This window comes from Streptomyces sp. GD-15H (genome assembly GCF_045291515.1).
GTDB lineage: Bacteria > Actinomycetota > Actinomycetes > Streptomycetales > Streptomycetaceae > Streptomyces.
On the sequence record NZ_CP149447.1, the window covers coordinates 2,287,837 to 2,310,554 of the forward strand.

At 74.7% G+C, this 22,718-nt stretch carries 4 protein-coding genes and 1 pseudogene; all 5 read right to left on the reverse strand.

The features are described from left to right. Nucleotides 1-227: 227 nt before the first annotated feature. On the reverse strand, nucleotides 228-2,867 hold the full coding sequence (locus WJ438_RS10860) for a type I polyketide synthase (RefSeq protein WP_406725045.1): 2,640 nt from the start codon (nucleotides 2,865-2,867) through the stop codon (nucleotides 228-230). 27 nt (nucleotides 2,868-2,894) lie between these two features. Next, nucleotides 2,895-4,028 (reverse strand): OzmP, encoded by a 1,134-nt coding sequence (locus WJ438_RS10865; RefSeq protein WP_406725046.1) that lies wholly within the window; start codon nucleotides 4,026-4,028, stop codon nucleotides 2,895-2,897. 68 nt (nucleotides 4,029-4,096) lie between these two features. Beyond that, complete coding sequence (locus WJ438_RS10870) at nucleotides 4,097-6,172, reverse strand: non-ribosomal peptide synthetase (protein ID WP_406729649.1); 2,076 nt, start codon at nucleotides 6,170-6,172, stop codon at nucleotides 4,097-4,099. A 26-nt stretch (nucleotides 6,173-6,198) separates the two neighbouring features. Further along, nucleotides 6,199-7,569: a formyltransferase family protein gene (locus WJ438_RS10875; protein ID WP_406725047.1), complete on the reverse strand. Its 1,371-nt coding sequence runs from the start codon at nucleotides 7,567-7,569 to the stop codon at nucleotides 6,199-6,201. Continuing rightward, nucleotides 7,566-22,606, reverse strand: a pseudogene (locus WJ438_RS10880) (SDR family NAD(P)-dependent oxidoreductase). The gene WJ438_RS10875 and the pseudogene WJ438_RS10880 overlap by 4 nt, the downstream one beginning before the upstream one ends. Nucleotides 22,607-22,718 lie beyond the last annotated feature (112 nt).

Consider the following 22,718-nt stretch of genomic DNA (forward strand, 5'->3'; position numbering starts at 1 on the left):
GCCGTCGCCGGCCGGGGCGGGCCCGGAGTCCCGGTCGGCCAGCAGGCTCAGCAGCAGCTTGCGCTTGTCGTCCACAGTTGCTCTCTCTCAGGTCTTCGATCGGCCGCCACGGGCCGGTGGTTCGCCGCCGCGGGGCGGGCCCGCCGGGGCCGCGGCCGGCCCCGGCCGGGTGAGGTGGTCGGCCGGGGCGGCCCGGACGTCCGGCGGGGACGTCCGGGCCGCCGGGGTCAGGCGCTGTCCGTGTCGCGGGTGGCGGCCCGCTGGGCGCGCCGGGAAACACGGGCCGGGGCGGCGGTCGCGGTGCCGGTGGCCGGGGCGAGGCCCATCAGCTCGGCGAGGTTGTCGACGAAGGTACGGATGGTGGGGAACTCGACGAAGGCCGTGGCCGGGACCTCGAAGTCCAGTTGTTCGCCGAGCTTGGCGACGACCTCGATCAGGACCAGGGAGTCCAGGCCCAGGTCGAAGAGGCTGGTGTCGAGGGTGACGCGGTCGCGTCCGCCGAGAATCTTGCCGATCTCCTCGATGAAGTAGTCGGTGATGAGCCCGACGTTGTGCCGGGGGTCGTCCGCGACGAACCGGTCCAGCAGTCGGTCCCCGTCCGGGCCGGTACGGGCCGCGAGGGTGTGGCCACCGGACTCCACCCAGTGGCGGCGCCGCTCGAAGGGCTGGGCGGGCAGCGGTACGCGGTGGATGTCCCGGCCGTCGTGGACGGCGGCGAGGTCGAGGTCGGCACCCCTCGTCCACGCCTCGGCGGCGAGGGTCAGCAGGTGGGCGTGGCCGGCCGCCCCGCCGTCCTGCGGGGCGAGCGGGAGGGCGAAGCCGCCGGTGTCCGCGAGCAGCGCGTCGATGCCGTCGAGAGTGCCCCGGTCGGTCCAGGTGGCCGGGGTGCGGCCCTCGTCCTCGGTCATCCAGCGGCCGGTGCCCGGGTTCAGGACGGGCAGCCGGGGCTCCTCGGCACGGGCCGGCGCGGTGCCGGTGGCGAGGGCGAGGGCGGCGTCGAGCGGAAGGGCGCCGGCGAGGGCCGCCGCGACGGCCAGACCGGTGCCGGTCGCGGCGAGGCCGGCCGGGGTGACGCCCCAGGTGGTGAGGGCGGTGGCCAGGGCGTACTCGTGGGTGAAGACCCCGTGCGGGTCGTCGCCGGCGAGCAGTTCCTCCGTCCGGCCGGCGCGGCCGAGGGCGGCGGCGCAGGCGTCGGCGGCGTCCCGGTAGGCGGGCACCGCGCGGTGGAGTTCCGCCGTGTCCGCCGCGTCGGCGCCGGTGCCGGTCAGGACCAGTACGGCACCGGACTGTCCGGGCGCAGTGACGCCCCGCCGGGTGTTCTCCTCGTCGCCGAGCGCGAGGGCCATCGCGGCCTGGCGGGTGCTCCTGGCGACCAGGGCGAGCCGGTGGGTGTGTGCGCGGCGGCCGAGGCCGAGGGTCTGGGCGACGGCGGAAAGGTCCAGGCCGGGGTGGGCCCTGAGGTGACGGGCGAGCGTGCCGGCGCTCTGCCGCAGGGACTCCTTGGAGCGGGCGGAGAGCACCAGCAGCTCGGGGGTTTCCTCGGCGTCGGCCCCGGCGCGGGCGGGCGGCTGCTCGAGGATGACGTGGGCGTTGGTGCCGCCGATGCCGAAGGAGCTGACGCCGGCCCGCAGCGGGCCCTCCCCCTCGGCCTTCCACTCGGTGGCCTCGGTGTTGACGTAGAAGGGGGTTTCGGCGAAGTCGATCTCGGGGTTGGGCCGGGTGAAGTGCAGGCTCGGCACCAGCCGGCGGTGTTCCAGCATGAGTGCGGCCTTGATCAGGCCCGCCATGCCGGCCGCGGTGTCGAGGTGGCCGATGTTGGTCTTCACCGAGCCGAGCGCGCAGTACCCGGTGCGGTCGGTGCCACCCTGCCGGAACGCCTCGGTGAGCGCGGCGACCTCGATCGGGTCGCCGAGCGGGGTGCCGGTGCCGTGCGCCTCGACGTAGCCGATGGTCTCGGGGGCCACGTCGGCGACCTCCTGGGCGTCGGCGATGACCTCGGCCTGCCCGGCGATACTGGGCGCGGTGTAACCCGTCTTGCCGGAGCCGTCGTTGTTGACGGCGGAGCCCTTGACGACGGCGTGGATCCAGTCGCCGTCGGCGAGCGCGTCGCTCAGCCGCTTGAGGACGACGACACCGGCACCGCTGCCGATCACGGTGCCACGGGCCTCGGCGTCGAAGGCGCGGCAGTGGCCGTCGGGGGAGAAGATCATGCCGTCCTGGTACTGGTACCCCTGGTGCGACGGGGCGAGATGCACGGCGCCGGCCAGGGCCACGTCGCACTCCCCGCCGAGCAGGGCGAGGCACGCGGTGTGCACGGCGACCAGGGAGGTGGAGCAGGCCGTGTTGACGCTCATGCTGGGGCCGCGCAGGTCGAGCTTGTAGGACACCCGGGTGGCCAGGAAGTCCTTGTCGTTGGCGAGCATCAGCCGGTACTTGTCCACGGAGGACCCGGCCCGGTACCGCTCGCCGAGGTTGTCCAGCAGGTAGGTGTTGAAGCCGGCGCTGGCGTAGACACCGACGTGTCCGTCGGTGCGCTCGGGGTCGTCGCCGGCCCGCTGCAGGGCCTCGAGGGCGCACTCCAGCAGGACACGGTGCTGCGGGTCGAGGATCTCCGCCTCGTCGTGGGTGACCTGGAACAGCTCCGCGTCGAACCGGTCGATGCCGTCGATGGTCTGGGCGGCCTTGACATAGCGGGAGTCGGCCAGCCGCTCGGCGGGCACGCCGGCCGCGAGCAGTTCCTCGTCGGTGTAGCGGGTCAGGGTCTCGCGGCCCTCGCCGAGCACGTCCCAGAACTGCTCGACGGAGTTCGCGCCCGGAAACCGGCAGGCCATGCCGACAATGGCGACGTCGGAATCGGAAGGGGTCATGGTGGTTCTCCTGTTGCTGGTGGTGTCTCAGGCGAGCCGGATGCCGAGATCGGCGGCGACGGTGCGCATGTCGAGGAAGCTCTGTGCGACGAACCGGGCGGCTTCCTCGGTGGCGTCCATGCTCTGGAACACGTCGACGAGGGTGCGTTCGTGCTCGTCGCGGTCCCCCTCCCCGGCGGCGATCGCCATGACCACCTTGCCGAGCCGCTCCTCCACGCCCTCGATGTCGAGCGAGCGCGGGAACTTGATGCTGAAGGTGTTGCGGTCGAACGAGGCGTTGCGCGCCACCGACCGGGCGTGACTGGACGCGTTCAGCTTGTAGAACATGCAGTCGAAGTTCTTGAACGAGTAGTAGTTCAGCAGCGGGAACAGCGTGCAGTGCGTCTCCAGCGGTGAGGACTCGTAGAGGCCCTTGGCGCGCAGTTCCTCGACGATGCGGTCCGGGTCGTAGTCGTGGCGCGTCGCGATGAACGGGAAGACGATCTTCGGCAGGTTCTCGTCGTCGTCGAAGAGCAGTTCCTCCAGCTGGCCTCCGAAGAGGGTGTCGGTGAGCCGCTCGCCGAAGGTCTTGTAGAAGTCCCGCACGATCTCCCGGGCGTTGGACTCCATGGTGAGGATCTGCTGCGGGTCCGCGCACAGCGCGATGTAGGGGATCTTCTGCCGGTAGGCCAGCAGGATCGCGCGCAGCATGAAGAAGCTGCGGCAGGAGATGCAGGGCAGCTTCTCGTCGAGGTACTTGGCGGGCTTGCGGGGCGCGGGGCGGTTGAACACCTCCCGCATCATCGTCTTGATGTTGTCGTCGTCGGAGTCCAGCACGAAGGTGGCCGGTATCTTCTCGCGGGCCAGGGCGATGTTCTGCGCGGCGTGCACGCTCTCGAAGGGGACGTCGAAGGTGTAGGCCAGCACCCGCTTGCCGTACTCGTTGACGAACTTGTCCAGCATGTACGTGCTGTCCTTGCCGCCGCTGTACATGAACAGGCAGTCGTACTCGCCGGGGGCTGCCGCCGCCTGCTGGAACTGGGTGAACGTGTCGCTGGTGTATCGGTAGTTGTCGAGCAGATCGGTCGCGAAGTCGAGGGTGCACATGTTGCACACCCCCTGGTCGTCGAGGACCACTCCCGGATGGTCGGACTTGAGTGAGCAGACGGTGCAGCGGGACACGGAACCCCCTGTGGGACCAGTCGAATGCGACGGTGCGGTGTGTGTGGTCGGTGTGGTGCGGTGGTCGGTCATGCCTGGCGCTGCCTCCGGTCGCGTCGGCGCGTGAGTGCCTGGACGTCCCGGGACCGCCGGGGCCGACGTGCGGCGGTCCCGGTGTCGTCGGAGACGTGTGCGGCCATGGCCCGGACGGTGGGATGGCCGAACATGTCGAGGCGGGTGACCTGCAGGCCGATCCGCTCCCGGAGAGCGGCGACCACGGAGGTCAGGCGCAGTGAGTCGCCACCCGCGTCGAAGAAGTTGTCCTCGGCGCCGACCCCTTCGAGGCCGAGCACCTCGCACCAGATGTCGGCGATCCGGCGTTCCAGGTCGGTGCGCACGGCCGTTTCGGCGCCCGCCACGCGGGTGCCGCCCGGCCGGGGCAGCGCCTTGCGGTCCACCTTGCCGTTCGGGGTGAGGGGCAGTTCCGGCAGGGCGACGACGGCGACCGGGACCATGTAGGCGGGCAGGACCTCGCGCAGGGCGGTGCGCAGTTCGTCCGGGAGCGGGGCGTCGGCGCCGGTGACGTAGGCGACCAGACGGCGTTCCCCCGGCCGGTCCTCGCGGACGACGGCGACGGCGGCCGCGACGCCTTCGGCGCGCCGCAGCGCGGACTCCACCTCGCCGAGTTCGATGCGGTACCCGTTGAGCTTGACCTGCCCGTCGATGCGCTCCAGGTACTCCAAGCGGCCGTCGGGCAGGTACCGCACCAGGTCACCGGTGCGGTAGGCCCGGCCGGTGCCGTCCCGGGGGGCGGCCACGAAGCGTTCCGCGGTCAGCTCCCGCCGGCCGAGGTAGCCGTCGGCGACGCCGTCGCCGGACAGGTACAGCTCGCCGGGGACTCCGGGCGGGACCGGGACACCGCGCTCGTCGAGAACGTGGCACCGGGTGTTGCCGATGGGACGGCCGATGGTGACCGGCTCGCCGACACGCACCCGGTCGACGGTGGACCAGATGGTCGTCTCGGTGGGTCCGTACATGTTGTACAGGGCGCCGACGAGCGGGGCGAGCCGGTCGGCGAGGGCCTCGGGAAGCGGCTCGCCGCCGCACAGCGCGCGCAGGGCGGGGTCGCCCCGCCAGCCGGCGGTCAGCAGCATCTGCCAGGCGGTCGGGGTGGCCTGCAGAACGGTGGGCGCGGACCGTTCGACGCTCTCGCGCAGGGCGAATCCGTCGGCGGCGACGGCGGCCGGCAGCACCTCCACGGTGCCGCCGCGCACCAACGGCAGGAACAACTCCAGTCCGGCGATGTCGAAGCACACGGTGGTGAGCGCGAGCAGGGAGTCCGTGGAACCGAAGCCGGGGGTGCGGGCCATGGTCCACAGGAAGTTGACCAGCGCCCGGTGCCCGACCTGGACGCCCTTGGGCAGTCCGGTGGAGCCGGAGGTGTAGATGACGTAGGCGGGCGCGTCGGGTTCGGACCGGTCGAACGGCTCGGCCCCGCCGGCCAGGGGCGTGCCTGCGGCGAGGACTTCCTGCACCGGGACGGGGGTGACCGGGAAGCCGGCGAGAGTGCTTCGGAGAGACTCGTCGGTGAGGACCAGCCCCGCCCCGGAGTCCGCCAGCATGTGACCGATGCGGGCGGACGGGTAGATGGGATCGATCGGCACGTAGGCGGCGCCGCTGCGCAGCACGGCGAGCAGGCTGACCACCAGTTCCGTCGAGCGCTCCAGCAGGACACCGACGAGAGTGCCGGGGCCGGCGCCCAGTCCGGCCAGGTGCCGGGCCAGCCGGTCGGCCGCGGCGTCCAGTTCCGCGTAGGTCAGGGCGCGGTCCTCGAAGCGTACGGCGGTGACGGCCGGGGCGGCGCAGGCGATGTCGCCGATGAGACGGCTCACGGTGCACTCGCGCGGGTAGTCCTCGGCGGTGTCGTTCCAGCGCCGGAGCACCAGTTCGCGTTCCCGGGAGGTCAGCAGCGGGACGCTGCCCAGCGGGCACCGCGGTTCGGCCGCGACGCCGTCCAGGTACTGCGCGAAGTGCTCGGCCAGCCAACCGGCCTGGCGTTCCGTCAGTTCCGTACCGCCGAAGTGCACGGTGCCGTCGGTGCCGATCCGGACGGTCAGCGGGTGCCGGGCCGGCCCGGCAGGCGCGTCGGACAGCAGCACGGCCACGGGCAGTCCGGTGCGGGCGGCACCGGTCAGGGCGGGGTGGCGCAGCGGTACGTCACGCCGGTACGGCGAGCGGGCCCGGACCCGGTCGAGTTCGGCGCCGGCCAGGTCGGCGAGGTCGGACAGCGTGTGCTCCAGCAGGCCCTGCGGGGCGCGCAGCGGCACCTCGGGCGCCAGCAGGCCGGCCGCCGTGCCCTCGACGGGCGGGGCGGACACGGCGACGTCGCGTTCATCGCCGCGGGAGAGCCGGGCGAGAAAGGCCAGTACCGCGGCGAGCGCGACCCGCTCGGGCGTGCTGCCCCCGCCGGTGAGGACTTCGGGCAGAGGGACCGGGCCGGCCGGGCGGCCCGGGTCGGCCAGGCTACCGAACCGGGGGGCAGCACGGGCTCCAGCGACCGGAGCAGCCGCAGCCATCGGCGCTCCTGACGGTGCGCGGCGCGGGCGGCCTCGACCAGCTCGGCCGCGGCGGTGTCCGTGAGGTGCGGGAAACGGCCGTCATGGACGCGGGCCACGGTGTCGGCCAGCGCGACGGGGTCGAGCCGTTCGCCCGTCGGGCCGGCGAGGTCGGTGAGGCGCACGTCCCGGTCGCCGGTCGCCACGGTGAGGACGTCGGGAGCGGAGCCGACGACCGTGCCGGGCTCGGCGGTGGAGGTCCGGTCGGTGACCTCCACGCCGCGTACGGCCACCAGCTCGTCGCCGAGGGCGAGCAGCGCGGTGCCGAAGTCGTTGCCGCGGCGCCCGAACGAGGTCGCCCGCACCAGCGCGTCCAGCTCGGCGGCGGGCTGCCGCCAGTCGAACACACCGGCCCGCGGCGGTCCGTCGTAGCGGCCGTGGTAGGTCCGCAGGCCGAGGTCCTGCGGGGTGCGCGTGACCGTGCCGGCGGCGAGTTCGTCGACCAGTTCGGCGAAGGACTCGATGCCCGCGTCGAAGCAGGCGACGTCCAGGTCGTGCGCGGTGGCCTCCGGGTCGACGGGTACCGGGCGCTGCTTGAGCACGTCGCCGGTGTCCGCCTCGCGGTTCATCACGTGCCAGGTCACGGCGTGCTGCTCGTCGCCCTCGAGGATCGCCCAGCTGGTGGCGAACAGACCGGCGTGCCGGGGCAGCGGACCGTCGTGGAAGTTGACGGGGAGCTCGGCCGGCAGTGCCAGGACCTCGTCCGGCAGCATCCGCAGGTTGGCGATGCTGAACAGGTAGTCGAAGCGCAGCGGCGCCAGCCGCTCGGCGAGGTCCGGGCCGAAGCGCACGGCGGGCAGTCCCTCGCCCTCGGCCCAGGCGAGCAGCTCCGGCGACGGGGACACCACGGCGGCCACCGTGTGCCCGCGGGCCAGGAGTAGTCTCGTGCACTCGGCGAGGAGCGTCTCCTCGCCGATCACGACGCAGCTGAACGGCTGGCCAGTCATCGTCCGTCTCCTTCGTTCGCTCCGCGCTCGGACAGCAGCGCGGTCAACAGCTCGTCCACGGCTGCGTCGGACAGTCCCGCGACCAGACGCTCGGCGTCGGGTCCGGCCGACGCGTCGACGGGGCCGCGGGCAAGGGGTTCGGCGGGTGCCGCACCCGGTTCCACGGCGGGGACGGCCGGTTCGTCGGCCCGGGCCGGGGTGGGCCCGGTGGCCGCGGTCGCCTGGGCGTGGAAGTGCTCGGCCAGGCGCCGGACGGTGATGCGCTCGAAGAGCAGCGTCGCCGGCTGAGGGCCGTACACGCCCTCCAGGGCCCTGGTCAGCTCCAGCACGACCAGCGAGTCCACTCCGTAGTTCTCGAAGGTGAGGTCGGGGTCGAGCTGGTCCGGAGCGATCTCCAGCACCCGGGCGAAGACCTCGGTCACCTTCCGGAGCACGTCGGCGACGGCCGGGGCCGCGACGGGAGCCGCCTGGCCCGCGACGGGAGCCGCCTGGCCCGCGACGGGAGCCGCCTGGCCCGCGACGGGAGCCGCCTGGCCCGCGAGGGGAGCCGCCGGTGCAGCGGCGACGGCGCGGTGCGCCACCGGAGCGGTCTCGGGCCGGGAGGCCGGAACCAGTCCGTCGCTGACCGCGGCGATGACGCTCTGGAAGGCCGGACCGGCCTCGGTCGTCGGCGCCGCCGCGCTGAGGTGGGTGAATCCGCAGGCGGCCAGGGCGTCCCGCCACTGGCGCTCGCTCGCCAGCGGAGAGCGGGGCAGGCGCTGCTCGGGGTCGGCGAACAGCCACCAGCCGGCCGTCAGGCCGAAGACGAGCGCCAGCTGGTGCTGGGGCCGGGTGCCCTCGACCAGCAGCAGGGCCCCGCCTCGCCGCAGCAGCGCCTTGGCCCGCAGCAGCGTGTCGGTCAGGCGGTGTGTGGCGTGGAAGACGTTGGTGCCGAGCACCACGTCGTGTGCGCCGGTCCCGATTCCCCGGCCCTCCGCGTCGGCCTCGATGTCGAGCACCTCGAAGCGGACGAAGGGGTGGTCGGCGCCGAACCGGTTCCGGGCCTTGCGGACGAAGGCGGCGGAGACGTCGGTGAAGACGTACTCGACGGAGTCGGCGAAGGGGGCGAGCGCGGCCAGCACCGTCGCGGTGGTGCCGCCCGTGCCCGCGCCGACCTCCAGAATCCGCACGGTGCGGTGGGGCTCGGCCGACCGGCGGGCTCGGACCTGCTCGACCACGAGCCGGGCCACCTCCGCGTTGCAGCGGTCGGTGACCGGGTCGCCCCGGTACACGGCGGCCACCCGCTCGGCGGAGCCGTCGGGGAAGAGGACCTCCATGGCGGGGCGGCGGCCGGTGAGGATGCCGGGCAGCGCGGCCAGGCAGTCGCGCAGCAGGAAGCCGACCGGTGCGACGGCCGGGTGCCGGTCCGTCAGCTCCTCCAGCGCGGCCACCAGGCCGGCCTCGTCCTCCACGACACGGTCCGTCGGGCGGAGGCGGCCGTGGTCGGCGTGCAGCCAGCCGGTGGTCACCAGGATGTCGAGCTGGGCCTCGAACAGCGCGAGGTGCTCCGGCACGACGCCCAGCCCGGCGGCGAGTTCCGCGTGACCCGACGCGTGGGCGCCCGGCGTGAACTGCTTGAACAGGCCGGCCCGGTGCAGCACCGAGGCCAGCAGTCGGTGCGCCAGGTCCTCCAGCAGGCCGACGGCGCGCTGATGGTCGTCCAGTTCGCCGTCGGGAGCGGTCCGGTCGGGGAAGCGGACCTCGGGCAGCGGGTCCGGGGCGTCGCCGGGCAGCACCGTGAGGGTGCGGTCCGGATCGATGCCCAGGTTGTCCAGGATGTTCCGCTCGGCGTCGAGCGTGAACACCTGCGGCAGGCCCGCCGTCAGGGCCCGCTCCACGACGGTCATGCCGCGTTCGGCGGTCAGCGGCCGGATGCCGGCGGCCTCGAAGCGGCGCAGCACCCGCTCACGTTCGGCGTCGCCGCCCGCGTGCCAGTAGCCGAGGTTCAGGACGCGCACCGGGAAGGGCAGCGTCCGGTCGGCGTGCAGGGCGTAGGCGTCGGCGAAGGTGCAGCCGGCCGCGTAGCCCGCCTGGCCGTGGTTGCCCTCGAAGGCCACGCCGGAGGAGTAGAAGAGCACGAAGTCCAGCGGCTCCTCGTGCACCGCGCGCAGCACTGCGAAGGCGGTGTCCGTCTTGGACTCCACCGCGCTGCGCAGCTCCGGCTCGGGCAGGTCGCGCAGTTCCCGGTTGACCAGCACCATCGCCGCGTTGACCACGCCGTGCAGGGCGCCGAACTCGTGCCGGGCCAGCTGGACGGCCTCGGTGAGCGCGGCCGGATCACCGGCGTCCAGGGCGAGGTAGCGCACCTCGGCCCCGTCCTTCTCCAGCTCGGCGATCGTGTGCCGACGCGTCTCGTCCAGCGGGGAGCGGCCGACCACGACCAGCTTCGCCCCGTAGGCGCGGGCCAGGTGCCGGCAGGTGTCCCGGCCGACGGCACCGAGACCGCCGACGACGAGGTAGACGCCACCCTGCCGGAACGGGGCAGTCGTCTCGGGCAGTTCGACGCGCTCCAGGGTGCGGACCCGGCGTACGCCCGCCCGGAGCGACACCGGGGCCGGACGGGCCGGGAACGGCTCGGCCACGATCGCGTCCGCGGTGCCGGCGGCTTCCGTGGAGCGCACGTCGACCAGCGCGACCCGCAGGTTCGGGTACTCCTTGGCCGCCACCGACGCCAGCCCGGTGAGGCCGGCGCTCCACGGGGCGGAGGCGTCGCCCGCCTCCAGCGGGTGCGTGTCGGTGGTGACGACCTTCAGCCGCAGCGGCTGGTCGAGGGCGCCGTGCCGGTGCAGAGCCCGCACCAGGCGGTAGAGGGCGACGACTCCCCGGTCCGTGACGGCCCGCAGTGCGCGCCGGTCGGTGGGCTCGCGGTCGGGCTGGGTGCCGAGGAAGTAGACCAGGTCCCAGGTGCCCTCGCCCAGGACACGGTCCAGGTCGGCGTCGGTGAGGCCGGCAGGTCCGATCCCCAGGTGACGGACGTCCGCCCCGGCGTGGATGCGGGCGATCTCGGCGGCGAGGCCGGCGTCCGGGCGCTCCGCGACCAGCAGCACGGCTCGGGCCGGCTCGGCCTGTCCGTCGGCGGGCCGCGCGGTCCACACGGGCCGGTGGACGACCACGGGCGAGGACTTGGCCTCCCGGTAGGTCAGGCCCGTGAACCGTGCGCGGACGGCGCCCGCCTCGTCGCAGAGCAGCACGTCGCAGCGGTCGGTGCCGGTCCGGCGGACGTACGACCACCCGGTCGTCGGGACCTGGCCGAAGACGTCGACGCGGTCGACCGCGAAGGGCAGCATCGGCCGGGCCCGCTCGCCCCGATGACGTGCCATCAGGGCGGCCACCGTGTGCAGGGCGGCGTCCAGGGCGCCCGGGTGCAGGGCGTGGGCCCGGTCGTCGTCGACCGCGCCGATCCGGCCGAGTACCTCCTCCTGGCCGGTCCACACCTGGCGGACCCTGCGGAAGAACGGTCCGTACGGCAGGCCCTGGCCCTCCAGGAGCCGGTAGAAGGCGTCCTCGGCGGGGCCGGCGTCGAGGCGGGCGCGCAGGTCCGCCACGTCGAGTGCGGCCGGGATCTCCCGGGCGTCGCCGACCCGGCCGTAGGAGCGGACGGTGCCGTCGGGCCCGTGTACCTCGTAGCGCTCGCCGTCGAGGGCCACGGCCACGTCGCCGACGGGGCCGGACAGGGCCAGCGGTGCCACCCAGCGCACGTCCGCCAGGGCCCGGCCGGTCAGTCCGCCGTGTGCCTCGGCGACGAGGTCGAGGTGGCCGACACCGGGCAGGATCGGCCGGCCGTCGACGACGTGGTCGCGCAGCACGGGCTCATCGGCGGCGAGCCGCCGCCGCCACACGCGGGACGCGGCGGTGCCGCCCGCGGGTGCGGGGACCGCGGTGGGCCCTCCCGGGTGGACGCCGTTCGACGCACTGGGTGCCGGGGCCCGGTCCGTGCCGCCCGACCCGGCGGGGACGGGTGCCGGTGTGCCGGGCGCGGCCACCGGGGCGGGGATGCCCGAGGCGGCTGGTCCGGTGTCCAGCCAGTGCCGTACGCGCTCGAACGGGTACGTCGGCAGCGGCACACGGCGGGCTGCACCGGGGCGCATCCGGTCGACGAGGTCCCATTCGACGGTGACGCCGGAGACCCACATCCGGGCCAACAGGTCGTCTCCCCCGGCGCGGATCTGTGCGGCCAGGAAGTCCTCGCCGCCGACGGCGTCGGTCAGCAGGCCGGCCAGTGCCGGATGCTGCTCGACCCGGCCACGGTGCAGCCACTGGCCGCCCTCGCCGTGCCCGAACGCGGTGAGCTTGGCCGCCGCGTCGGCGAGATCGGCGGCGACGAACGCCAGCCGTTCGGCGAGGGGTTCGCGGCCCGTGCGCAGGGTGTGGGAGACGTCGGCGAGCCTCGGCCCGGCCGGGCCGGCCTTCGCCGCGGCGCCGAGGGCGCGGCCCATCTCGTCGGCGTAGGCCCGCAGCCGGGTCTCGTCGCGGGCGGAGAGCACGATCAGCTCGGGCGTCTCGGGTCCGGCGTCGGCGTTCTCGGGAGTCAGGTACTCCTCGACGATGACGTGGGCGTTGGTGCCGCCCGCGCCGAAGGAGCTGACGGCGGCGCGGCGCGGCAGCGGGCGGCCGTCGGCGTCGTTGTGCCGGGGCCAGGGCGCGGTCTCGCGCTGCACGGTGAACGGCGAGCGGGTGAAGTCGATGACCGGGTTGGTCTCCTCGGCGTGCAGCGTGGGCAGCAGGATGCCGTTGCGCAGCTGGAGCACGGCCTTGGTGAGACCGGCGATGCCCGCGGCTCCCTCCAGGTGGCCGATGGCGGACTTCACCGACCCGAGCGCGCAGAAGCCGGTGTCGGCGGTGTGCCGGGCGAAGGCCTGCGCGAGCGCGGTGTGCTCGATGGGGTCGCCGAGGGCGGTGCCGGTACCGTGCGCCTCGACGCAGCCGATCGTGCGCGCGTCGATGCCCGCGGCGGCCAGGGCCTGTTCGATCAGGGCCTGCTGGGCCTGCGGGTTGGGCACGGTGAACCCGCTGGTGCGCCCGCCGTGGTTGACGGCGGTGCCGCGGATGACGGCGTGCACGGTGTCGCCGTCGCGCTCGGCGTCCGACAGCCGCTTCAGCAGCACCGCGCCGACACCCTCGCCGGGCACGTAGCCGCTGCCGCCGGCGCCGAAGGCGCGGCACCGTCCGTCGGAGGACAGCATCGTCTTGCGGCTGAGGTGCACGTACTTGTCGGGGTGGACGGCGACGTTGACGCCGCCCGCGAGGGCGTACGAGCACTCCCCGCGGCGGATGCTCTCGCATGCCTGGTGGACGGCGACGAGGGACGCCGAGCACGCGGTGTCCACGACCACACTGGGTCCGCGGAAGTCGCCGAAGTAGGAGACCTGGTTGGCGAGGGAGGCACGGTTGGCGAGGACCACCTGGTGGTTGCCGCGCGCCGACTCGGTGGCGGCGAGTACGGCATAGTCGTCCCACATCACGCCGACGAACACGCCGACGTCGTGCCCCTGGCCGCCGAACCGCGGCGCGGGGATGCGGGAGGGCGGGTAGCCGGCGTTCTCCAGCGCGGACCAGGCCGTCTCCAGGAAGATCCGTTCCTGCGGGTCCATGGTGCGGGCCTGCTTGGGCGAGATCTGGAAGAACAGCGAGTCGAAGCTGTCGACGTCGTCGAGGAAGCCGCCCCAGCGGCCGTAGCTGCGGCCGGGTGCCGTGGGGTCCGGGTCGAACAGGGCGTCGGCGTCCCAGCGGTCGGCGGGGACCTCGGTGACGCAGTCGCGTCCCTCGGCGAGGTTGCGCCAGAACTCTTCCAGGTCACGGGCCTTGGGATAGCGGCCGCTGATGCCGATGACGGCGATCGGCTCGTCCTCGGCCGGGCTCGGCTCCGGGAGCCGGGGCCGGGCCGCGGGCGCCGGGGCGGGCGCGGTGACGGGCGACGCGATCGCGGCGTCCGGTGCGGCCGGGAAGAGGCGGGCGACGGCGTCGGCGTGTTCGGCCAGGACGTGGTCCGCCAGCTCGTCGACGGTGCGGCACTCGAAGAACACGGTGCCGCGCAGGCCGGGGAAGTCCTTGCCGAGCAGGGAGTTGGACTCCATGACGAGTACCGAGTCCAGGCCGTAGTCGTCGAGCGGGATGCGGCTGTCGAGCCGCCCCACGGGCAGCTTCAGCACTCCCGCCAGGGCGTTTCGCAGGTGCTCCACGAGCCGCGTCCGCACGCCGTCACCCGGTCGCGCGGCGGGCGGAGCCGGTGCCCCGGCGACGGGCGGCGCGGGGGTGCCCGACGCGGGCGGCGCGGGGGTGCCCGACGCGGGCGGCGCGGGGGTGCCCGACGCGGGCGGCGCGGGGGTGCCGGTGAGGGCCGCGTCGACGGCGACCGCCTCGCCCCAGGCGGGGACGAGCCACGGGGTGCCTGCGACGAGGGCACGGTCGAACAGCGCGACGCCCTGTCCGGCGTCGAGCGGCCGCATGCCGCTGCGGCGGGTGTAGGCGGCCAGCTCCTGCTCGTTGACGAGCCCGTCGACGCCGCCGACGTCCCACAGCGGCCAGGCCAGGGACACACTGCGGCCGTGCCGCAGCCCCTGTCGCCCCCAGCTGTCGCGCAGGGCCGTGTAGAGGTCGGCGAAGCGATTGGCCGTGGCGTAGCTCGCCGCGCCGAAGTCGCCGATGAGCGAGGAGACGGACGAGAACACCACGAAGCAGTCGAGGGTGTCCTCGCGGGTGAGCCGGTCGAGCTGGACCAGGCCGTGGGTCTTGGCCGCGAGCACCCGGGTGAATCGTTCCCGGTCGCCGGCGTCGGCGTGGCCGTCGTCGGCGACGCCCGCCAGATGGAACACGCCGTGCAGGGCGCCGAACCGGTCGCGGGCGGCGGCCAGGGCGGCGTCGAGTTCGTCGGCGCGGGCCACGTCGGCGCGCAGGGCGAGCACCTGAGCACCGAGCGCGGTCAGGGTGCGGTGCCAGGCACGGGTGGACTCGTCCGGCTCGGAGCGGCCGATCAGCACCAGCCGGGCCGCGCGTGTGCGGGCCAGGTGCTCGGCGAGGACGCGGCCGATGGCTCCGCCGCCGCCGGTGACGACGTAGACGCCGCCGTCGCGCAGCGGCGGCTCGGACGCGCCGGACGGCTGCGCCGGACGCAGGACGCGTACCTGCCGGGCGCCGCCTGCCGTGCGGCGGACCTCCAGCCCGGCCGCGCGGGGCACGGCGCACAGTTCGACCGCCACGGCCTCGGCGGTCTCGGCGGCGTCGACGGCCGGGTCGACGCCCAGGGTGAGGAGTTCCAGGCGGGGTGCGGTGGGCGCCGTGGACCGGGCGAACCCGGCCAGGGCGGCCCACTCCGGCCGGTCGAGGCCGCCGTCCTGCGCATGGAGGACGAGGAGGCGCACACGGCCGGGGAGCGCCTCGGACCGGGCGGCGCCGAGCACCTCGAGCACCGTGCCGCAGACCCGGTCGAGCTGGTCGGCCGGAGCCCACGCCTCGGACGTCGGGGCGGGTTCGGCAAGGCCCCGCACCACGGTGAGGTCGAGGCCGTCGGGGTGCGCCAGCCCCGCGAGGGCGTCGGCGAGGGCGTCGGGATCCTCGGGAACGTTGACCACTCGGCGCCACACTCCGGTGGCGGCCAGTGCAGCTTCCAGCTCGGGGTGCCGGCCGAGGACGGCGAGGGTGTCGGCGGCACTCCCCTGCGCGGGCTCGTCGGCGGGGTGCCAGCAGGGCTCGTAGAGGTGGGCTTCCCCGCTCGCCGGGGCGGGAGCGGGCGGGGCAAGGGACGTGACCCCGGCTGCCGTTGCGGGCGCGGTCGCAGGCGTCGCGGCAGCGGCGGGCGCGGTGGAAGGCGTCGCGGCAGCGGCGGGTTCGGCGGGTGACGGGGTCCGGCCCGCGAAGTCCCGCAGTTCGGCGAGGACGCGGCCCTGCTCGTCGTAGACCGTCAGGTCGAAGCGGCGCACGCCGGCCGTCTCCCCGTCTGCCGGGCGTGGGCGAGGCAGACGGGGGGCAGCGGGGCGTGCACGTCGAGCGCACCGAGGCTGAAGGGCACCGCGAGGTCGCCCGCGCGGGGCGCGGTGGTGCGGCCGGCCCAGTGGCAGGCCCTCAGGGCGCCGTCGAGCAGTGCCGGGGGCACCTCGACGCCCGGGTCGTTGGCGACGGCGAGCCGGACCAGGGCCTCGCCGGACCCGGCGCGGATCTCGTCGATGACCTGGAAGGAAGGTCCGTAGCCGAACCCGGCGGCCGCGTAGTCGGCGTAGGCGGTCGCCCCGTCGCGTACGACGGTGAGCCGGGCGCGCAGCACGTCGAGGTCCTCCGGCCCGGCGGGCGGGGCGGCGGAGGCGGAAACGGCACGGCCCCGGGCATGGGTGGTGCGTTCCGTGCCGGTGCCGCTGTACACCTCGAAGGCCAGGGTGTCGCCGTCGGGCCGGAAGGAGACGTACACCGTCCGCTCGCCGTCGGCGACCTCCACGGCCCGGCCCCACACCACCTCGCGCAGGGCGTGCCGGACTCCGGGCTGGGCGAGACGGGCGGCGGCGCGGACGAACTCCAGCGTCGCGGCACCCGCGAGCAGGCGCCGCCCCTCGATGACGTGGTCGCGCAGCAACGGGTCGCCGGCGCGCAGGGTCTTGCGGAAGCGGACCTCGGTGACGGTGGACTCGTTCGCGTCGACCAGCGGATGCGGGGCGGACGTGACCGGGTCGGGGTCGAGGGGGATCCAGTAGCGCTCGGCGGCGAACGGGTACCGCGGGGCGCGCGTCCGACGCGGGGCGGGGCCCGGCCGGCCGGCGTGCCAGGCGGCCCAGTCCACGTCGGTGCCGGTCAGCCAGCGGCGGACCAGCTCCCCCAGCGCACCGCCGTCGGTGACCTCGGGGGCCGGTTCGCCCTCGGCGCAGCGGCGCAGCGCGGCGACGATCGTGGCACCGTCGGTGGCGACGACCGCGAAGCGCTCGCCCATGGCCTCCCGCCCGACCTGGCTGGTGAAGCACAGGTCGGCCAGCGGCACCCGCTCCGTCTCCAGGAAGCGGGCGGCCTGTTCGGCGTGGGCGCGCAGCCGTTCCCCGTCGCGGGCGGACAGGACGAACGCCACCGCTTCGCCGGTGTGCTGCTCCGCCACGGGGACGTCGGTCAGCGGGTCGGGGTGCGGCGACTCCTGGAGGACCAGGTGGGCGTTGGAGCCTCCGGCGCCGAAGGAGCTGAGTCCGGCGCGGCGCGGGGTGCCGCTGTCGGGCCAGGCGGTCAGATCGCGCTGGACCCGGAACGGGGAGCGGTCGAAGTCGATGTTGGGGTTCAGCTCCTCCGTGTGCAGCGACGGCACCAGGGTGCGGTGGGCGAACTGGAGCAGCACCTTGGTCAGTCCGGCCATGCCCGCGGCGGACTCCAGGTGACCCACGTTGGACTTGACCGAGCCGATCGGCCACGTGCCGGGCCCGGCGTCCGCCGAGTGGTACGCCCGGGTGAGCCCGGTCAGTTCGATCGGGTCGCCGAGGGCGGTGCCGGTGCCGTGGGCCTCGACGTAGCCGATGTCGGCCGGGGACACGTGGGCCTGCGCCATGGCCGCGGTGACGGCCTGCTGCTGGGCGTGCGGGCTGGGCACGGTGTAGCCGTTGGTCTTGGCGCCGTGGTTGACGGCGCTGCCGAGGATGAGGCCGTGGATGCGGTCGCCGTCCGCCAGGGCCCGCCGGTAGGGCTTGAGGAGGACGGCGCCGACGCCCTCGCCGGGCACATAGCCGTCACCGCCGGCGCCGAAGGCACGGCAGCGGCCGTCGGAGGACAGGAAGCGGCCCTGGCTGAGGAAGGCGTACTTGTAGGGGTGGACGGACACGTTGACGCCGCCCGCCAGGGCGAGTTCGCTCTCGCCCCGGCGCAGGCTCTCGCAGGCGAGGTGGATCGCGGTCAGCGAGGAGGAGCACATCGTGTCCAGCGCCAGGCTCGGGCCGGAGAGGTTCAGGGCGTAGCTGACCCGGTTGGCGATGCTCGCGAAGGACGAGCCGGTCAGCGGCCCGCCCCCGCGCAGCACGTCGAGCGCGCCGTGGAACTGGTACTCGCCGTACATCACGCCGACGTACACGCCGACCGGCCAGGCCAGGTCGGCGCGGCGGTAGCCGGCGTCCTCCAGGACGTGCCAGGCGTTCTGCAGGAACAGCCGTTCCTGGGGGTCCATCAGCTCCGCCTGGCGCGGGGAGATACCGAAGAACAGGGGGTCGAAGCGGTCGACGTCGCGCAGGAAGCCGCCCCAGCGGGTGTGGGCGCGGCCGGGTGCGGCCGGGTCCGGGTCGTACCAGCGGGTGTGGTCCCAGCGGTCGGCGGGGATCTCGGTGACGCAGTCACGGCCCTGGACGAGGTTGCTCCAGAACTCCTCGACGTCGTCCGCCAGGGGGTAGCGGCCCGCGATGCCGACGACGGCGATGGCGTCGTCCTCCGGCGAGGGCTCCGGGACACGGGTCGCGCGGGCCGTGCGCGCGGAGCGCCGGGTCCCGGTGGTCGAGGACGCGGCCCTCGGCAGCGAGGGGGCGGCCCCCTCGGTCTCCGGGGCCGCTGTCGTCGCCTCGGTCGTCTCCGTGCCGTCACGCAGTTCGGCGGCGTGGTGCTCGGCGAAGTCGCCGGCGAGTTCGCCGAGGGTCGCGTACTCGAAGAAGAGCGTCTTGGACAGGCCCTCGAAGTGCCGGTCGAGCTCGCGGTTGAGTTTGGTGATCGTCAGCGAGTCGATGCCGTGGCGCTCGAACGGGTCGTCCTCGGCCAGTTCGGCCGGGTCCAGGCCCGTCTCGGCGGCGATCAGCGCGCGCAGCAGCCGTACGGCCCGGGCGCGCGCCTCGGCGCCCTCGGCTGTTCCGACGACTCCGGTGTCGGCGGGCACCCGGCCGGCGGGCGCGGGTCCCGACAGCGCGGCGGTGATCCGCCGCAGGTCGCCGTGGGCCGCGACGAACGCGCCGGGCACGCCGAGTACCTGCTCGAAGAGGGCCAGGCCCGTCGTGGTGGGCAGCACGCCGAAGCCGGTGCGGGCGGCGATGTCGGCCGCGGCCTCGGCGGTCTGCCGCATGCCGCCGTCGGCCCACATCGGCCAGGCGATCGCGGTGACCCGCGCGTGGCGTTCGGCGTAGGCCTCCAGGTAGGCGTTGGCGTACGCGTAATCGGTCTGGCCGGCGCTGCCGATGTGGGCGGCGATGGACGAGAAGGCGACGAAGAAGTCCAGTGGGTCGTCGGCGGTGGCGGCGTCGAGGGCGCGTATTCCGTGCACCTTCGGGGCGAGGACGGCGGCGAAGTCGTCCTCGGACTTGGTCAGGGTGAAGCCGTCGCGCAGCACGCCGGCCGCGTGGACGACACCGTTGACGGGACCGAACTCTTCGCGTATTGCAGCCAGTTGCCGCTGTACGGCGGCCGGATCGGACACATCCGCGGTGCGGTGGACCAGGCGGGCGTCGGGTGCGGCGGGGGGCTGCTCGCCGCGCCCGAGGAGCACCACGCGGGCGTCGGCGCGGTCGAGGATCCACTCGGCCACGGCGCGGCCGAGTACCCCTGTGCCCCCGGAGACGACGTAGACGCCGCCGTCCCGGAGAGCGACCGGGGTGGCGGCCGAGGCGGGTACGGGCCGGGGCACGCGGCGGCCGTCGGCGGTGTGGGCGACCTCGGGGTCGCGGCCGTCGCCGGCCAGTTCGGCCACGAGCGCGGCCGTCTCGTCCACGCCTTCGCCGAGGCCGACGGCCTGGACTGCGAGCAGCGGGTTCTCGGTCCGCACGGTCCGGGCGAAGGCGGCCAGCGCGGCGCGCTCGGGTCGTGCGCCGTCGGCCTCGTGGCGGTGCACCAGCAGCACGCGCACGGGCGTGGTGGGCCGTGCCCGCAGCAGCCGCTGGACCAGCCGCAGCGCCTGCGCGGCCTCGGGCTCGTCCACGAGCAGCACGTCCGGTACGGCCGTCGGGCCGTCGCCGTCGTCGGCGCCGGGCAGGGTGACCTCGGTGACGCCGCCGGCGGCCAGGACGGCAGCGAGCCGCTCGCGACGGCCTGCCGTGGCCGCGACGACCGCGCCCGTGGCGGCGGCCCGGGTGCCGCTGGGTTCGACGGGTGCGTCCGTCCAGCGGCGCACCAGCAGGGCCGACTCGCGCGGTTCGCCGAGCACCCGCACGGCGAGGTCGCTCATCCGGGCGAGGACGTGCCCGTGCTCGTCGGTGAGGGTCAGGTCGGCGTGCGCGGTCCGCTCGCCCGACCGACGGGTCTCCACCAGAGCGCGGCAGGCTCCGCTGACCGGCGCGTACACGGCCAACTCACCCAGAGCGAGCGGCAGGAACCCCTCGGCGCTGTCCCCGTAGGCGCGGGCGAGGAGCAGCACCAGGGCGTGCAGGGCGCCGTCGACGAGCGCGGGGTTGAGGACCGCGCCGTCGAGCGCGGCGCCGTCGGGCGTTTCGAGGGTGGCCAGTGCCTCCGCCTCGCCCAGCCGGACCTCGGTGAGGGCGCGCATGCGGGGGCCGTAGTCGAGGCCGAGGCCGCGCAGGGTGTCGTAGCACTCCGGCCGGGCGAGCGCCTCGGCGCAGCGGGCGGCAGCGGCCTCCAGGTCGACCGGGGCGGGCTCCTCGGCCGGGCCGGGCTCGATCGCGCCGGCCGCGTACACGGTGTCGTCGCCGGTGACCTCGAAGCCGACGCCGTCGTCCTCGCGCCACAGCTCGACCAGCGCGGTGCGCGGCCCGTCGGCGTAGCTCAGCAGGTGCTGGAAGGAGATCCCCCGCAGCGAGACCGGGGCGCCGAAGGACAACTGCCCTGCCGCGCGCGCGAGTTCCAGGTGTGCGGCGGCGGGCATGACGGGTTCGCCCTGAACGCGGTGGTCGGCGAGGTAGAACTCGTCGCCGGTGCGGGTGGTGCGGTAGGCGAACGTGTCGAGGGTGGAGACGTTCTCGTCGAGCAGGGGGTGCGGGCCCGGTGCGGCGGCCTCTGCCCCGGCGGCGGTCGCCGGTCCGGTCAGCCAGCAGCGGCGGCCTTCGAACGGGTAGGTCGGCAGCGGCACCCGGCCGCGTTCCTCGTCCGCGAACCAGCCGGCCCAGTCGACATCGGCGCCGGCCTGCCAGGCGCGGGCCACCGCGTCCCACGGTCCGTCGGCGACACCGAGAGCGACACCGCGCACCTCGTCCGAGGCGCCGCGCAACGCCACCCCGTCGCGGGTCGCGGCGGGGCGGGGCGCGTCCTCTCCGGGGCGGCCCAGGGCGGCCACCGCGTCGGCCGGCGGCAGCGCGCCGGCGACGGCCGCGGCGGCGAGGGCGGCGAGTCCGTCGCCGTGGACGGCGACGGGCCTCAGGCCCCGGTCCAGCCACAGCCTGCCGAGCGCGTACTGCAGGGCGAAGGTCTCACCACGGGCGCCGTGGTCGCGCGCGCCTGCCGCGAGGGCCGCGTCGTGGTGCTCCGCGAAGGCGGGCTCGCCGGCGCGCCACCGCTCGGCGAATGCGGCGGCGTCGGGCACGTCCTCCGCGAACACGAAGGACACCTCGCCCGTGGCGGGCTGTTCGGGCGTATCGGCCCGGCGCAGCGCTTCGGCGAGGGCGGCGCGGTCGCCGCCGGTGACGGCGAGCCGGTACTCGTGGGTGCGGCGACCGACCGCGAGCGTGTAGGCGATGTCCGCGAGCGCGGTGCGGTCATCGCGTTCGAGGTGGGCGGCCAGGTTGTCGGCCGCGGTGCGCAGCGCGCTCGGGGTGCGGGCCGACACCACCAGCACCTGCTCGGGGCGGGAGTCTCCGGTGGCGGGGGCGGCCGGGGCCTCCTCCAGGACGGCGTGGGCGTTGGTGCCGCCGATGCCGAAGGAGCTGACGCCTGCGCGCAGCGGCCCGGGGCCCGTCCAGGGTGCCGTGTCGGTGCTGACCTTGAAGGGGCTCGCGGCGAAGTCGACGGCAGGGTTGGGCGTGTGGTGGTTGACGGTCGGCACCAGCGTGCGGTGCTTCATCATCAGCGCCGTCTTGATGACGCCGGCGACGCCCGCGGCGGCGTCGAGGTGACCGATGTTGGACTTGACCGAGCCGATCGCACAGAAGCCGGTGTCGGCGGTGGCCTCGCGGAACGCCTTGGTGAGGGCGGAGACCTCGACGGGGTCGCCCAGCCGGGTGGCGGTGCCGTGGGCCTCGACGTAGCCGATGGAGCGCGGGTCGACACCGGAGACGGTGTGGGCCTCGCGGACGACGGCGGACTGCCCTGCCGCGCCGGGGGCGGCGAAACTGACCTTCCCGGAACCGTCGTTGTTGGTGGCCGTGCCCTTGATGACGGCGTGGACGGTGTCCCGGTCGGCGAGGGCGTCCCGCAGCGGCTTCAGGACGAGGACCCCCACGCCGTTGCCGAGGACGGTGCCGCTGGCGTCGGCGTCGAACGCACGCACGTGCCCGTCCCGCGACAGGATGGCGCCTTCCTCGTACAGGTAGCCCTTGACCTGGGGCAGCTTGACGGTGACACCACCGGCCAGCGCCATGTCGCATTCGCCGTTGATCAGGCCCTGACAGGCCAGGTGGAGGGCGACCAGTGAGGTGGAGCAGGCGGTCTGCACGGTGTAGCTCGGCCCCTTGAGGTCGAGCTTGTACGAGAGCCGCGTGGCCAGGAAGTCCTTGTCGTTGCCGACCATCACCGCGAAGTGGCTGGAGGTGGTGGTCTGGTCGACCCGCGGCAGGACCTGCTGCTGGAGGTAGGTGTTGATGGCGGCGCCGGCGTAGACGCTGATCAGCCCGTCGTAGCGGGCCGGGTCGTATCCGGCGTGTTCCAGGGCGGCGTGCCCGGTCTGCAGCATGATCCGGTGCTGCGGGTCGGTCATGGCGGCCTCGGCCGGCGTGAACTCGAAGTACCCGGTGTCGAACAGATCGACGTCGGGGAGGATTCCGTGCGCCGGGACGTACGCCGGGTCCCGCAGCAGCCGGGCGGGCACACCCGCCGTCGCCAGCTCCTCGGGACTGAACCGGGTGATGCCCTCACGGCCCTCGCTCAGGAGGCTCCAGAAGGAGTCCAGGTCGTCGGCGCCGGGGAAGCGCCCGGCCATGCCGATGATCGCCACGTCCGTCTCGGACGCCTGGACCTCGTGGGTGCTCACTGGGGCCAACTCTTTCTTCTCGTAAGGCTGTCCGGCTCCGGACAGCCGGTTGCCGGCACTGTCGGGGTGGGTGCGTCCGTCCGTCGGCCGCGCCGGGGCGGGGCGCGGCGAC